Genomic DNA, 13,826 nt, shown 5'->3' on the forward strand with positions numbered 1-13,826 from the left:
ATGCCACTGCCTCACCCTTTGTGGTTTTCCCGTCCCAGTTGGGGATAGAATCTAGCGCACTAGAAATCATCTGAATCAGAAAGGCGAACTCCCGTGGTCACCACTTCGCCGACGCAACAGAAGCACCCTCGATCGAAAAAGCCCAAGCGCGCCTCTAGCACCTCCAGGTTTGCCAATTTCGGGCGCCCGGCCGCGCTGATCGCCCCGGCGCTCATCGTGCTGGGCATTATCATCGGCTATCCCATCGTGCGCGCGGTCATCCTGTCTTTCCAGGGAAACCGGCAGCTCAACCCCAAAACGGGTCTCTTTGAAGAAGGCGGTTTCGCCGGCATAGACAATTACCTGTACTGGATCAATAACCGCTGTGTGTCCGGTGCGGGTGAAATCACGACGTGTCCGCCCGGAGTTATCGCCACCGACTTTTGGCCCGCCGTAAAAATCACGCTGTTTTTCACCGTGGTCACGGTCGCCCTGGAGACCATTCTCGGCATGTTCATGGCCATCATCATGAACGGCAAGTACCGCGGCCGCGGCTTAGTGCGCGCTGCCGTGCTTATCCCCTGGGCCATTCCTACCGCCGTGACGGCCAAGCTGTGGCAGTTCATGTTCGCCCCGGACGGCATAGTCAATTCCTTGCTGGGCGCGAATATCGCCTGGACCACGGACCCGTTTTATGCGCGCTTTGCCGTCATCATCGCAGACGTGTGGAAGACCGCACCGTTTATGGCCCTGCTCATCCTGGCTGGCCTGCAGATGATCCCCAAGGATGTCTACGATGCCGCCCGCGTCGATGGCGCTAACCGCATCCAAACCTTCTTCCGCATCACCCTGCCGCTAGTGCGCCCAGCCCTGATGGTGGCCGTGCTCTTCCGTACCCTGGATGCGCTGCGCATGTATGACCTTCCCGTCATCATGATTTCGAGTTCTTCCAACTCCCCTACCGCCACCATTTCCCAGCTGGTGGTGGAAGATATGCGCCAAGGTAACTTCAATTCCGCCTCGGCGCTATCCACCCTTATCTTCTTGCTCATCTTCTTCGTCGCCTTCATCCTCATCCGCTTCCTAGGCGCGGATGTCTCCGGCAGAAAGGGTGCAAAATAATGCGTAAATTCGGACACTACGCGGGCATTATCTTCATCATGTTCTGGGGCCTTGCCCCTTTTTATTGGATGGTGGTCACCGCCCTGCGCAGCCAGGAATTCACCTTCGATACCACGCCCTGGCCAACGCATATCACGCTCGATAATTTCCGCGATGCCCTCGCAACGGATAAGGGCAATGACTTCCTCGGCGCGCTGGGCAATTCGCTGTTCATCTCGCTCGCAACCACCACGGTAGCCGTCTTAGTCGGCGTATTTACCGCGTATGCGCTCTCCCGCTATGACTTTCCCGGCAAGGGTATTGTCACCGGCATCATCCTGGCGGCCTCCATGTTCCCTGCCATCGCGCTGGTTACCCCGCTCTTCCAGCTCTTTGGCCGCCTAGAGTGGATCGGCACCTACCGGGCGATGATCATCCCAAATATCTCCTTCGCCCTGCCACTAACGGTCTATACCCTGCTCAGCTTTTTCCGGCAGCTGCCGTGGGAGCTTGAGGAGGCTGCCCGTGTGGATGGCGCTTCACGTGCCCAGGCCTTCCGCCTCATCCTCCTGCCTCTGGCCGCACCGGCACTGTTTACCACCGCGATCATCGCCTTTATCACCACGTGGAATGAATTCATGTTGGCCAAGCAGCTGTCCACGACTGCGACCGAGCCGGTCACGGTGGCCATCGCCCGTTTCTCTGGCCCCTCGGCCTTCGAGTACCCTTATGCCGCAACCATGGCGGCTGGTGCATTGGTGACCATTCCGCTTATCATCATGGTGCTCATTTTCCAGCACCGCATCGTCGCCGGGCTTACCGCAGGAGGTGTCAAGGCCTAATGCGCCGGTCCCTGCTGTGGGATTCGCTTCTCGGATTCCTCGGCTTCTTCGCGTGTCTTGCGGTTATCCAAGCCGTGGTGAACCTATTTGAAGACTCTCCCGCCGTATGGCCCGGCCTAGTGGCCGGCGCGCTGTGCGCACTGACCTATCTTGCGTGGCGGGCAAAAAGAAAGGATCTGCAATGAGCTGGTACCACAACGCCGTCTTCTATCAAGCCCTCGTGGGCTCCTTTAAGGACTCTGGCAATAACGAGGCCGAAAATAAGGGCATCGGTACGCTGCGCGGGGTCATCGACAAGCTGGATTACCTCCAGTGGTTGGGCGTGGACTGCCTCTGGCTCTCGCCGTTTTATGCCTCGCCGCTGCGCGATGACGGCTACGATATCGCCGATTATTACTCCATCCACCCCGATTACGGCACGATGGCGGATTTCGAGGAACTGGTTGAGGAATTGCACCGCCGCGATATGCGCATCATGACGGACCTGGCGCTCAACCACACCAGCTCCGACCACCCGTGGTTCCAGGCCTCGCGCTCCGATCCGGATGGCCCGTTTGGGGATTTCTACGTCTGGGGCGATGACCCCGAGCGCTACCCCGAAATCCGCGTCATTTTCACCGACGTCGAGACCTCCAACTGGACCTGGGACGAGGAGCGCCAGCAGTACTATTTCCACCGCTTTTACTCCCACCAGCCGGATCTCAATTACGATAACCCGGACGTGCAGGATGAGGTCTTTAATATCTTGTCCTTCTGGATGGACAAAGGCCTTGATGGCCTGCGCCTCGATGCCATTGCGTACCTCTTCGAGCGCGATGAGCTCGGCGGCGAATCCCTGCCGGAGACGGTGGAGTTCGTGGAAAAGATTCGCTCCTTTATGGATACCCACTATCCCGAGGCCGTCCTCATTGCGGAGGCCAACCAGCCGCCCAAGGAGACCATGGATTTCTACGGCTCCGGCAACCGCTTCCACATGGTCTTCAACTTCCCGGTCATGCCGCGGCTGTACCAAGCGCTCGCGCTTGGCGATGCCACCCCCGTCTACGACATCCTCGACCAACTACCGCCGCTGCCCGAGGGCTGCCAGTGGGGTACCTTCCTGCGCAACCACGACGAATTGACCTTGGAAATGGTTGACGATGATGTCCGTGAGCTGATGTATCAGACCTACCTGCCAGAGGAAGGCATGCGGGCGCACGTGGGCATCGCCAGGCGGCTCATGCCGTTGATGGGTGGGGACCGCCGCAAGGTGGAGCTGATGTTTTCGCTGCTGATGACCCTGCCGGGAGCGCCATTTATTTATTATGGCGATGAAATCGGCATGCTCGATGACACCTCTTTGCCGGATCGTTATGCCGTTCGCACCCCCATGCAGTGGGACGATAGCGAAACCGCGGGTTTTAGCGCGCGCACCCCGGCGCGGCTGCCTATCGTCGGCGGCACGTCCGTGGAATCTCAGCTCAACGATGCCACTTCCCTGCTCCACAGCGTGCGCACCATGATTGCAGAGCGCCACGCGCACCCCGACCTGGGAACGGCACCCTGCGAGCCAGTGGAAACCGGTAAGGAAAGTGTGCTCGGTTACCAGCGCGGCGACCTGTTGTGCCTGCACAATTTCAGCGACCGCTCCGTTGACCTAGGCCCCGTCGAGCTCGGACCTTACGGATACGCCTGGTTGCCGGCCTAGAGCGGCTGTCTTTGGCCCGGCATGACCGCTGCACGGCCAGCCATGCCGGTGGATGGGCCTGCTTTTGCAATTTGTGCATCCTCCACTGCGATAACTGAGCAAACCCGGCCCTCAGATATCGCAAATCTTCCTCAAATGTTGCAGAGGACCCTGCACTTTGGAGGATGCACTTTGGAGGATGCACTTCTACAAACCAAGCAGTGCGCGCCGTAGCTGCTACAAAAAAGAGCCCAGCTCCACACCCCATTCACAGGGTGCGGCTGGGCTCATTTTCTGATGAACTAACTCCAGTCCGGAGCGTCTTCTAAGCGCAGCTCGGAATAGCGAGCTTCAGGGACAGTGGCCGAATATGGTTTTCCTACCGTTTCCCATACTTGATCTCGGTTGCAGCGCACATCCTGGCCATCGGTATCCAGCATGGTAAAGCCCCACACCAACTTGCCTTGGGAATTTGCAGGCAAGGTGTATGGCCCAACTACCTGGTTAATCTTCCAGTGTTGTTCGCTTACATAGTTGAATCCGTAGGTCTTAGTCAGGATCTTGGCCAAATCTCCCTCTCCCTGCACGGAGCCGGAAACCTCAACGGTTTCCGTCCGCGCTTTGGATACGGTGTGTTTGACCGGCACCGGCTCAGCATTGTGGTTTGCCACGCTTGCGGCATCGGTTTGCTTGAACCAGCGGCGCTTCGCGGTGACATAGGTTGAGTTCTCCCCCGGCGTTGCGCAATGCGTGCCGGGCTTAAAGTCATCGTTCCAGCGCTGGGGCAGTTCAAAGTCTCCGCCGAAGTCAGAGGCATGGGCTACGGGAACGGCCACCAAGCTCAGCGCTGCGATTGCACTAGCGATGGTCTTCACCTTCACGGTTTAACCCCAATCGTTGTTATCACGGGTGGAGACTGCGACGTGGCGTTCCTTGGGCAGAGTTGCGGTAAATTTACCGCCATTGGCCTGCCAGGTGTGGTCGGAACCGCACACGGTCTTTTGACCCTCGAAGTCAGAGACTACCCAACCAGCCTTCAGCACGGCAGTCTTTCCCGGGGCGATATCGTATGGGCCAACCTGCTCGCCTACCTCGTAGGTCTGGCTAGAGGTGTAGCTGGAGGAGAAGGTGAAGTGAATCAGATCCAACAGCTTGAAGTCCACACCAGCAGAAACGTTCCAGGTCTTGGACTTGGTTTCCTTGATGGAGCGGGTTACGGGAAGCGGCTCGTCGTTGTAGTTGGAAACGGTCCAGGTACCGGCGGAACCGTCGAAATAGGTGCGCTTAATATCAATGGTCTGGCCGGTATCGCCAGGATTGGCGCAACGTTCACCAATCGTAGTGGGGTTTGCAGGGCCCAGGTCGCGCTGCGGCAATGCATTGGCGGCTGGGGCAGCGAATACGCCGGCGGCAACGGCTAAAGCCGCGGTGGTGGACGCAATCTTGGAAATGCGCATGAGATGTACTCCTAGCAGGTATTTAGTAGATGGTTTGGGTGGGTACGGGCAGATCGCGGTATTCGTCAGGGGTGACGTCTACGGTGCGGGTACTGCCGTCTTTGGAAGTGATTGTGGCTTCGGCCCAGAAACCGCTCGGGGCGGTGGTCTGTTTATAGTTCGAGGTGAGGTCGTACTTGCCGGATTTTCCGCAGTGCACTTCGCGATAGTTGATACGGGTCATGGTGGTGCCGTACTCCACGCGAACGCGCTCTCCGGGTGCAAGGTTTACATGTTTGAGTTCAGTACCGACCGGCATGTAGGCACGCTTGATGGCGCCCACGGACTCGAGCCACCCCTGAGGGATATCGCCCCTATTGCCTCGCCAATTGGTATATGGATCGTGCTGGGCACCAACCACGAAGTCCGTTACCGGAGCAAATTCATAGTCGCCCTGAGACCAGTTGAGGAAGTCGGTGGAATAACCGGGCTTGCGGAAGGTTGGCTTCACCGCGGTGATATCCAGCGGATACCAGGAGTTATCGTTGGCTTCGCACTTTTCGCCTTCCTTGGGCCAAGCAGGATCGCGTTGGGGTTCAGCGGCTGGTTGCATGATCTCGTCTTTGTTCGGATCAGCAATCTTTTCCAAGCTGGGGCCGGAAACCGCAGTGTAGCTACCTTCGATGGGCTTAGAATTAGTGCTGCCGGATCGAGACGGAATTTCCATTGCCAGGTCCGATACGGATCCATCGGCCTTGATGATATAGGCAAAGGCATAGCGCTCTGCTGGGCCTTTACCGCGGATGACGTTGGCGCCGGGAATGTTTTCGAGGCGGTCATCATTGCAGCCGACGAACATGGAAATAAAGTCCTTTTCCACCACGCCGTATTCCACGCGGAAGGATTCACCCGGCTTGAGTTTGACGGGCCCGAAGGTTTCTTTATCTCGCCAGCCATTGGCCATTTTTAGGCCAATATCGGATTTGGCGGTGGTGTCCCAACCAGAGGGCAACTTGGCCTTGGAGTTGGCATCAATTTCGTGATTGGTGCCGGTTTCTACCTCTGCGGTGTACGGCACCTCCTGGTCGGTGGTGTTTTTGAATTGCAAGGTTCCGTCGCTCATGTAGCGACGTCCTGTTTCAGCAAACCGCCATTCGCGTTCGGTGTTATCTCCGGCGGCGCTGCAGCTTTTATAGAGGTTGGTAATGGGATATGCCTGTGGCATCGGGGGAATATCGCGCGCATGTGCCGCGGGCGCGAGAAGTATCGCGATGGCAAGCGGCGCGACAAGTCGCAGTCCCTTTGAAATCACCAGAAGACCGTCCTTGTGGTTGTTTAAGGATACGAGAAAAATTCATGAAGACACAGCTGATATTAAGCTCTTCGTTATAGCTCCTCAACAGTTACAGCTATCTCTCTTTATGGCATTTATCGTCGTTACGGTGGGAAAACGCCCCTTACCGGTAACGAACGCTGCACAACACATTTCACCCTTACCCCCATAAAGGGGAGCTAATATTTCCTAACGCCTGGCAGATACTCCGGTCGCGCTAATGCCGCACCGATAGCGCGCCGCCACCGACACTGTGACGATGCCCAAACCGCACGATTTCCGCATCTTTGGCCTTCCACTAGTAAACTCAGCGCCTATGACTGACCTGAAGACCACCGCTGGCAAGATTGAGGACCTGGACAACAAGCTCGCCGAGTCCCGCGCGCCGTTGGGGGAAGGCGAGCCAGCCGCCCGCACTCGCGTGAATCAGCTGCTCGATGAGGGTTCCTTTGTAGAAACCGATGCACTAGCCCGCCACCGCTCCACCGACTTTGGCCGCGAGCACGATCGCCCGTACACCGATGGCATCGTGACCGGTTACGGCACGATTGATGGGCGTCGCGTGTGCATCTTCAGCCAGGATGCCACCGTCTTTGACGGCACGATGGGTGAGGTTTATGCGGAAAAGCTCACCAAGGTCTATGACCTTGCGCTGAAAACCGGCGTGCCCATCGTCGGCATCTATGATTCCACCGGCCCGCGCGTACAAGAGGGCATCGTCACGCTGGCTGGCTACGCCCGCATCCTCGCCCGCGCGACCGAGGCCTCCGGTCTTATCCCGCAGATCTCCGTGGTGGCCGGGGATACCAGCGGCATTGCGGCATTTGCGCCCACGCTTGCCGATGTCCTCATTGTCACCCACGGCACCAGCCTGCACCAGGCAGCCAGCGACGTGGCCCAAGCGGAACCGGACACCTTTGGCGGTGCCGCAGTCCACGCGCAATCGGGCACCGCGCAGCTCAGCGCCCCAAGCGAGCAAGCAGCCCTCGCCTTGGTCCGCGACGTACTGGCTTACCTGCCGGCTAATAACCGCGCCGAGGCAACGCGCATCGATACGCGCGAGGTCGCCGAGTTTAATCTGGATTCCGTCATCCCGGATTCAGCAGCGGATGCCTATGACATGCGCGAGGTGGTCAACGCGGTCGTCGATAAGGGCTCCTTCTTTGAGCTTTCGGCAGAGGCCGCGCCCAATATCATCACGGGCTTTGCCTTCGTGGATGGCCGCGCTGTGGGCATCGTTGCCAACCAACCGCTGTCCCTCAATGGCGCGCTGGATTCAGCCGCGGTGGAAAAAGCGGCGCGTTTTGTGCGCCTGTGCGATGCCTTCAATACGCCGATCATCGAGTTCGTGGACTCGCCCGGTTTCGTTTCCACGCCGGAGGAAGAAAGGGCCGGTCTTCTGCGTCGGGCGGCGGGGTTTGCGTATGCGCAGGCGGAAGCGAGCGTCGGCAAGCTTACGGTGGTAACCCGCAAGGCCATTGGCCCGGCTTACGCGTTTATGGGCTCTAAGGATCTGGGCGCGGATTTGGTCTATGCCTGGCCGACCGCAGAAATCGCCGTCGCCGAAGCAGCCCAAACCGCGCTGGCCATCTACGGCGATGCGGACAAGCAGGAAGAAATGGACGAGCTCTTCTTGCACCCCTACGCCGCCGCCGAGCGCGGCCTGGCCGATAATGTCATCGAGCCTTCCGCCACCCGCCACTACCTGGTTGAAGGCCTGCGCCTGCTAGAGCGCAAGGTCGTGGCACAAGTACCAAAGAAGCACGGAACTGTTTAGGAAAAGATGTCTGAACCCGAAATCAAAGTCCTGAAGGGAAACCCCACGGAAGAAGAGCGCGCCGCGCTATCGACGGTGCTCAAGCAGATGCAAAAGGACCATTCCGGCGCCTTTGGGGATCGCAACCACTGGGGCAGGCCCGGTGAGCGTTTCGACCACTACGGCGCGCAGCGCGTCTTTAATCCTTCCGCCTTCCACACCGTGCGGTATTACTAATGCGCCTCATTTTGGCCTCACAGTCCCCCTCGCGAGCCTCCATCCTGCGCGGGGCCGGCGTGGAACCGGTGCTCAAGCCCGCCGATATTGACGAGCGCGCCTTGGAAGCCCAATTGGCGGGACGCTCACCTGCCGATACCGTGGCAAAGCTTGCCACCGCCAAGGCCGAGAAGGTAGCCACCCAGTACCCCGACGAGCCAGTTATCGGCGGCGATTCCATGCTGCTATTGGATGACCACTTGCAGGGCAAACCGCACACCATCGACGCCACCATCGAGCGCTGGCACCAACAGGCAGGCCGCACCGCGCAACTGCTTACCGGCCATTGCCTGATTTTTGGCACGCAGCGCCACGTGGAAACCTCCACCACGACCATCCGGTTCGCGGAGGCTTCTGCCACCGATATCGAAGCCTATGCCCGCAGCGGCGAGCCCTTGGAGTGCGCAGGCGCGTTTACCTTGGAGGCCATGGGCGGCTGGTTTATCGATAGCATCGACGGCGATCCTTCTTCTGTCATCGGGCTGTCCCTGCCGGTGGTGCGCCGCGCGCTCTACTCTTTTGGGCTTAACGTTTCTGATTTCTGGTAGGCCCGCACGAGCATCGCTAGAGTGTGTCTTATGGAAATGAAAGACATGCTTGCCCCAGAACCTATAAAGTTGCCCGCCGATCCCGGCACCAAGGACGCGGCCGCACCTGCCACCGGCATCGTAGACCACCCGGATTCCCCATTGCTGTGGGCCATGCTCGCGGAGCAGGAGCTCGACAAGCTAGAGGGTGCGGATCCCAACGAGTACATCACCGCTTATGCCTACGCCCGCACCGGCTACCACCGCAGTTTGGACCGCCTGCGCGGCAACGGCTGGAAGGGATGGGGCCCAGTCCCCTTCTCCCACGAGCCCAACCAGGGTGTCCTGCGCGCCATTGCCGCCCTCGGACGCGCCGCCAAGGCCATCGGCGAGGACGATGAGTACGACCGCATCCGCCAGATGCTTTCCGATGCCGACCCCGATAGCGTTGCCCAGCTGCTCGACTAAGCCCACACTGCGGCTTATTAGGCCAATATAAAAAGCACATTCTCCCTGTTCAATCCCAGAGGAGAATGTGCTTTTCTTGTAGCTTATGCCTAGTTCAGCCGGTGCAGGATTTCGCGGGTATATTGCGTCGTCCGGATATTTGCGACTGCGAACTCTAAAAAGAGCCTCAAGCCAATGAGCTCGCCAAAGCAGATAAGCGTAACCAAGATGGCGGTGATAATCCCGAACGGACCAAAGAAAACGAATCCTAAAAGTAGGCCCAACAACCACGTGCAGCCAAGGATGATCATGCCGATGACATAAATCGCCGAAGCATAGCCTACGGTGATGAATTTATCGAAGCTGAAGTCCAAGAGGCCGGAGAAGAAGCCATCGGTTGGCGTCTTCGTGCGCGGAGCCTGTGGCGGGAACTGCCCGCTGTTATTCGGATACGCAGTAAATCCTGGCTGCTGCCCATTCGGCGCGTTCCACGCCTGCTGTCCCTGCCAAGAATTGCCCTGTTCTGGATAGGAATGCGGCGGCTGCGCGGGCCCCGGTTGCGCTGGACCCGGTTGCTGCGAGTACTCGGGGTGCTGATAAGCCGCCTGTTCCTGGCCCGATTGCGGGTGCTGCTCTTGGCTGCTTTGCGAGCCTTGTTCCTGGCCAGCCTGCGGGGTGCCATGGGAACCGAAAGCTCGCGCGTCATTGTCCGCAAAAGCACCGAAATCCTCGGTAGTGTCATTGCGCGGACCCTCAGAGAAATCACGGGCAACGAAGCCCTTCGAGAATTCCTCGTTGTCGTTAGTGGTGTTGTCGCTATGATCAGCCATAATCGCAGCCCATATTCCTAGGTCTAGGGAGAAACAGAACGATCTGACTATAGACCTTTTCAGCGCGTGGCGCGGTGTAAACATGATTAAAATTCGCTGCCCCGATTAATCTTCGAGAGCTGCTGGGTGCGCTCCTTAAGTAATGCAGCGGGAAAACTTGTAGAATCGCGGCTCCAAGTAAAAGCACTATTATGTTTAATGCTTTCCCGCCCCCACTTGGCTGTTTTATTGTATGGAATACCACACTACGGCCTCCCAAGTGATCAATTTGGCATTCATCGGGTTAGAGTGGTGGGAGCGAATCATCCCGTTTTATTAGAAAGGCAGGCGGGCAGTGGCAGAAGTAGACCCCTATCCCCCATTCCAGCAATATGCGCACCCAGAGCGGCTTGTCTCCGCTCCGTGGCTGTCTGCGCGCCTGGGCGTTAAAGGGCTGCGCGTCATCGAGGTCGATGAAGACTCCCTTTTGTACGATATCGGGCACATTCCCACGGCCACGCGGATTAATTTCCGCACCGAGCTGTTGAGCTCGCTGACGCGCGACTTTATCAGCGGCGAGGAATTTACCCGCTTGATGCGGGAAAAGGGCATCCACGAAGACGATACCGTTGTTTTGTATGGCGATAAGTCCAATTGGTGGGCGGCCTATGCGCTGTGGGTATTTACCCTCTTTGGACACAAGGATGTTCGCCTTCTCGATGGCGGGCGCGATGCGTGGATGTCAGAAGAACGCGATACCTCCTTCATGGTCCCGGAATTCCCGGAGTCGGATTATCCCGAGGTAACCCGGGACGATTCCGTCCTGCGCGCCTTTGTTTCCGATGTCCGCGAGGCAACTGGTTCCCTGGTTGATACCCGCCCGCCGGAGGAATTCGCGGGTGAGGCGACGGAGTTCGACCCGAATGGAAACTCGCCGTATGGCACGACCATGTGCCACGGCCACATTCCGGGTGCGATCAACTTGGAGTGGGACCGCGCAACCTACCCCAATTCTTGCTTCCGCAACATTGATGACCTCAAGGTCAACTACGGCATGCTGGAGCCGGATACCCCCACCATTTTGTATTCCCACGTGGGCGCGCAGGCCGCGTTTACGTGGTTCGTGCTGACCTACCTTTTGGGCTTTAAAAAGGCGCAGGTCTACGATGGATCATGGTCTGAGTGGGGCAACATGGTCAATATGCCGATTGAAAAGTAGATTTTCGTCCGGTCATTAATTACCCACATCGTGACGATGTGGGTTTATTTTTGTTTAAACGTAACAATTATTGCCAAACGGACGAATTAATATTTTGGTGTGCAACAATAGATCCCGTAGTAAACGAAGTGTATTCAGGAGGTTACTGCCGTGGCAGTAGAAACCAAGAAGATCTCCAAGGTTCTCGTAGCGAACCGAGGTGAGATCGCCGTACGCGTTATTCGTGCTGCTCGCGATGCCGGGATCTCCTCAGTCGCCGTTTATGCCGAGCCGGACGCGCAGGCACCATTCGTCACGCTGGCAGATGAAGCTTTTGCCCTCGGCGGTTCTACCTCTGCGGATTCTTATCTTGTCTTTGACAAGATTCTGGATGCCGCCCACAAATCCGGCGCGGATGCCATCCACCCCGGCTATGGTTTCTTGTCCGAGAATGCCGATTTTGCCCAGGCGGTTATCGATGCCGGACTGACCTGGATTGGACCGCCTCCCCAATCCATCCGCGCGTTGGGCGATAAGGTCACCGCCCGCCACATCGCCGAGCGGGCCGAAGCCCCCATGGCCCCCGGCACCAAGGACCCGGTAGCCAACGCAGACGAGGTCAAAGCCTTCGCGGATGAGCACGGCTTGCCCGTAGCCATCAAGGCGGCATTTGGTGGCGGCGGCCGCGGCATGAAGGTGGCACACACCACTGAAGAGATTCCGGAGCTTTTTGAATCCGCTACCCGCGAGGCCACCACTGCCTTTGGCCGCGGCGAGTGCTTTGTCGAACGCTACCTCGATAAGGCCCGCCACGTTGAGGCCCAGGTCTTGGCGGATAAGCACGGCAATGTTGTGGTCGTCGGCACGCGTGATTGCTCCCTGCAGCGCCGCTTCCAAAAGCTCGTAGAGGAGGCACCGGCGCCTTTCCTAAGCGACGAGCAGCGCGCCTCCATCCACGAATCCGCCAAGCGCATTTGCCGTGAGGCTGACTACTGTGGCGCCGGCACCGTGGAGTATTTGGTCGGTGCCGATGGCCTGATTTCCTTCCTCGAGGTCAATACCCGCCTGCAGGTAGAGCACCCCGTTTCTGAGGAAACTACCGGGCTGGACCTCGTGCGCGAGCAATTCCGGATTGCACAGGGCGAAGAGCTTTCGCTAAGCGAGGACCCAACGCCGCGCGGGCACGCCTTTGAGTTCCGCATCAACGGCGAAGACGCCGCGGCCGGTTTTATGCCTGCCCCTGGCACCATCGTCAAGTACTCCGAGCCGGCCGGCCCAGGAGTGCGCGTGGATTCGGGCGTCATCGAGGGCTCCGTCATCGGCGGGCAATTCGATTCCATGCTGGCCAAGCTCATTGTCTGGGGTCCGGACCGCGAAACCGCCCTGCGGCGCTCTGCCCGCGCCCTGTCTGAATACCAGGTTGAGGGCCTGCCCACCGTGCTGCCCTTTGACAGGGCCATCGTCGCCGATCCCGCCTTTACCGCGGAAAATGGTTCCTTCGATGTCTACACCAAGTGGATTGAGGAGGCCTGGGATAACCAGCTGCCGCCGCACGATGATTCCACCGATGCGGAAGCCGGCGCGCCCGAGGCCTCCCAGGTTCACACCGTGGAAATCGATGGCCGCCGCATCGAGGTGGCCTTGCCCGCCACCTTTGGCATTACTGGCGCGCGCAAGCGGAAAAAGCGCAAGGGTGCCGGCGCCAAGGCCGCAGTGTCCGGCGATGCCGTGACCGCACCGATGCAGGGAACAGTCATCAAGGTCAACGTAGAAGAGGGCCAAGAGGTAGAAGAGGGCGATATCGTCCTGGTCCTTGAGGCAATGAAGATGGAAAACCCCGTCAAGGCCCACAAGTCCGGCACCGTGACCGGCTTGGCGGTCGAGGCCGGCTCGTCCACCACCAAGGGCGCGCAGCTGCTGGAAATTAAGTAGCCGCGCCAGCTAGCCTGGTAGAATGACTGATTCTTCTCTTGGTGTTCGCTTGGCCAAGGAAAAGGACCGCGACTACCTTGCGGGCCTCTTCCCCTCCCATATCGCAGACTGGTCCCCCATCGTTGATGGCGGCGTCATCGCCTTGCCCCTTGCCGCCAATGAGGATCCAACTGTAGAGCCCGTGGGGGCCGCGCTCCTGCGCTACTACCCCGCCGCCACCAAGGGCCCAGCCTTCCTTGGGGACTCGGGCGCTGACCCGCTTGACGATGCCACCTGGCTCACCCCCTTCGATCCCGAGGACATCCCCGAGCTCATCGTCGCCACGAATGGCACCGACGACGAGGCTTCCCGCGCCCACGACCTGCTCGTTGCCAACGCTACAGACCTCGCGGCCGAGCAAACCGCCCCCGGCATCGCGTCCGCCACGCCACTACCGGGGTTCGAGGAGCTCACCCAGGGTAAGTTCTTCCGCCGCTTCTAATCTGGCGTCTGTCTCTTGCAGGCCTCCGGTTCCTGCAAGAGAT

15 protein-coding genes are annotated in these 13,826 nt (G+C 58.9%); 11 read left to right on the top strand and 4 right to left on the bottom strand.

Annotated features, from left to right (window positions below; translation table 11 throughout):
• The first annotated feature begins 93 nt into the window (after positions 1–93).
• From ABRP95_RS04015 to ABRP95_RS04030, 4 genes are read left to right on the top strand one after another with little or no spacing between them, the layout of a single operon-like run.
• The gene (locus ABRP95_RS04015; RefSeq protein WP_349838990.1) at positions 94–1,101 is read left to right on the top strand and encodes a carbohydrate ABC transporter permease; all 1,008 of its coding nucleotides are present in this window, start codon (positions 94–96) and stop codon (positions 1,099–1,101) included.
• The gene (locus ABRP95_RS04020) at positions 1,101–1,922 is read left to right on the top strand and encodes a carbohydrate ABC transporter permease (protein WP_284770079.1); all 822 of its coding nucleotides are present in this window, start codon (positions 1,101–1,103) and stop codon (positions 1,920–1,922) included. The genes ABRP95_RS04015 and ABRP95_RS04020 overlap by 1 nt, the downstream gene beginning before the upstream one ends.
• Complete coding sequence (locus ABRP95_RS04025) at positions 1,922–2,107, top strand: hypothetical protein (RefSeq protein ID WP_023028381.1); 186 nt, start codon at positions 1,922–1,924, stop codon at positions 2,105–2,107. The genes ABRP95_RS04020 and ABRP95_RS04025 overlap by 1 nt, the downstream gene beginning before the upstream one ends.
• On the top strand, positions 2,104–3,609 hold the full coding sequence (locus ABRP95_RS04030) for an alpha-amylase family protein (protein WP_284770080.1): 1,506 nt from the start codon (positions 2,104–2,106) through the stop codon (positions 3,607–3,609). The genes ABRP95_RS04025 and ABRP95_RS04030 overlap by 4 nt, the downstream gene beginning before the upstream one ends.
• Positions 3,610–3,890: 281 nt before the next feature.
• On the opposite strand, the gene ABRP95_RS04035 is transcribed toward ABRP95_RS04030, so the two are convergent.
• Genes ABRP95_RS04035 through ABRP95_RS04045 form a run of 3 tightly spaced genes read right to left on the bottom strand, consistent with a single transcriptional unit; the run spans position 3,891 to position 6,336 of the window.
• A complete protein-coding gene (locus ABRP95_RS04035; protein WP_284781831.1) occupies positions 3,891–4,469 on the bottom strand; it encodes a hypothetical protein in 579 nt (192 codons plus the stop codon).
• 3 nt (positions 4,470–4,472) lie between these two features.
• Entirely contained in the window at positions 4,473–5,045 is a 573-nt protein-coding gene (locus ABRP95_RS04040; RefSeq protein WP_284770082.1) for a hypothetical protein, read from the bottom strand.
• A gap of 22 nt (positions 5,046–5,067) precedes the next feature.
• Positions 5,068–6,336 (bottom strand): hypothetical protein, encoded by a 1,269-nt coding sequence (locus ABRP95_RS04045; RefSeq protein WP_284770083.1) that lies wholly within the window; start codon positions 6,334–6,336, stop codon positions 5,068–5,070.
• 337 nt (positions 6,337–6,673) lie between these two features.
• Here ABRP95_RS04045 and ABRP95_RS04050 point away from each other — a divergent pair, with 337 nt between their 5' ends.
• The 4 genes from ABRP95_RS04050 to ABRP95_RS04065 are packed head-to-tail and all read left to right on the top strand — an operon-like array spanning position 6,674 to position 9,384.
• Complete coding sequence (locus ABRP95_RS04050; RefSeq protein ID WP_284770084.1) at positions 6,674–8,134, top strand: acyl-CoA carboxylase subunit beta; 1,461 nt, start codon at positions 6,674–6,676, stop codon at positions 8,132–8,134.
• 6 nt (positions 8,135–8,140) lie between these two features.
• Positions 8,141–8,350 (top strand): acyl-CoA carboxylase subunit epsilon, encoded by a 210-nt coding sequence (locus ABRP95_RS04055; RefSeq protein WP_284628984.1) that lies wholly within the window; start codon positions 8,141–8,143, stop codon positions 8,348–8,350.
• Positions 8,350–8,937, top strand: a complete 588-nt coding sequence (locus tag ABRP95_RS04060; RefSeq protein WP_284770085.1) for a Maf family protein — start codon at positions 8,350–8,352, stop codon at positions 8,935–8,937. The genes ABRP95_RS04055 and ABRP95_RS04060 overlap by 1 nt, the downstream gene beginning before the upstream one ends.
• Before the next feature lie 30 nt (positions 8,938–8,967).
• Positions 8,968–9,384, top strand: coding sequence for a DUF3151 domain-containing protein (locus tag ABRP95_RS04065; protein ID WP_284770086.1), 417 nt, complete (start codon positions 8,968–8,970; stop codon positions 9,382–9,384).
• Between the two features lie 89 nt (positions 9,385–9,473).
• Here ABRP95_RS04065 and ABRP95_RS04070 read toward each other — a convergent pair whose 3' ends face one another.
• Complete coding sequence (locus ABRP95_RS04070) at positions 9,474–10,193, bottom strand: DUF4282 domain-containing protein (protein WP_005281597.1); 720 nt, start codon at positions 10,191–10,193, stop codon at positions 9,474–9,476.
• A 334-nt stretch (positions 10,194–10,527) separates the two neighbouring features.
• Between ABRP95_RS04070 and ABRP95_RS04075 the strand changes: the two genes are divergently transcribed.
• From ABRP95_RS04075 to ABRP95_RS04085, 3 genes are all read left to right on the top strand, one after another.
• On the top strand, positions 10,528–11,391 hold the full coding sequence (locus ABRP95_RS04075) for a sulfurtransferase (RefSeq protein ID WP_284770088.1): 864 nt from the start codon (positions 10,528–10,530) through the stop codon (positions 11,389–11,391).
• Between the two features lie 150 nt (positions 11,392–11,541).
• Complete coding sequence (locus tag ABRP95_RS04080) at positions 11,542–13,302, top strand: acetyl-CoA carboxylase biotin carboxylase subunit (RefSeq protein WP_284770089.1); 1,761 nt, start codon at positions 11,542–11,544, stop codon at positions 13,300–13,302.
• A 22-nt stretch (positions 13,303–13,324) separates the two neighbouring features.
• Complete coding sequence (locus tag ABRP95_RS04085; RefSeq protein ID WP_284770090.1) at positions 13,325–13,783, top strand: hypothetical protein; 459 nt, start codon at positions 13,325–13,327, stop codon at positions 13,781–13,783.
• Positions 13,784–13,826 lie beyond the last annotated feature (43 nt).

It is taken from the genome of Corynebacterium sp. KPL2895, from assembly GCF_040225815.1.
GTDB classification, from domain to species: domain Bacteria; phylum Actinomycetota; class Actinomycetes; order Mycobacteriales; family Mycobacteriaceae; genus Corynebacterium; species Corynebacterium rhinophilum.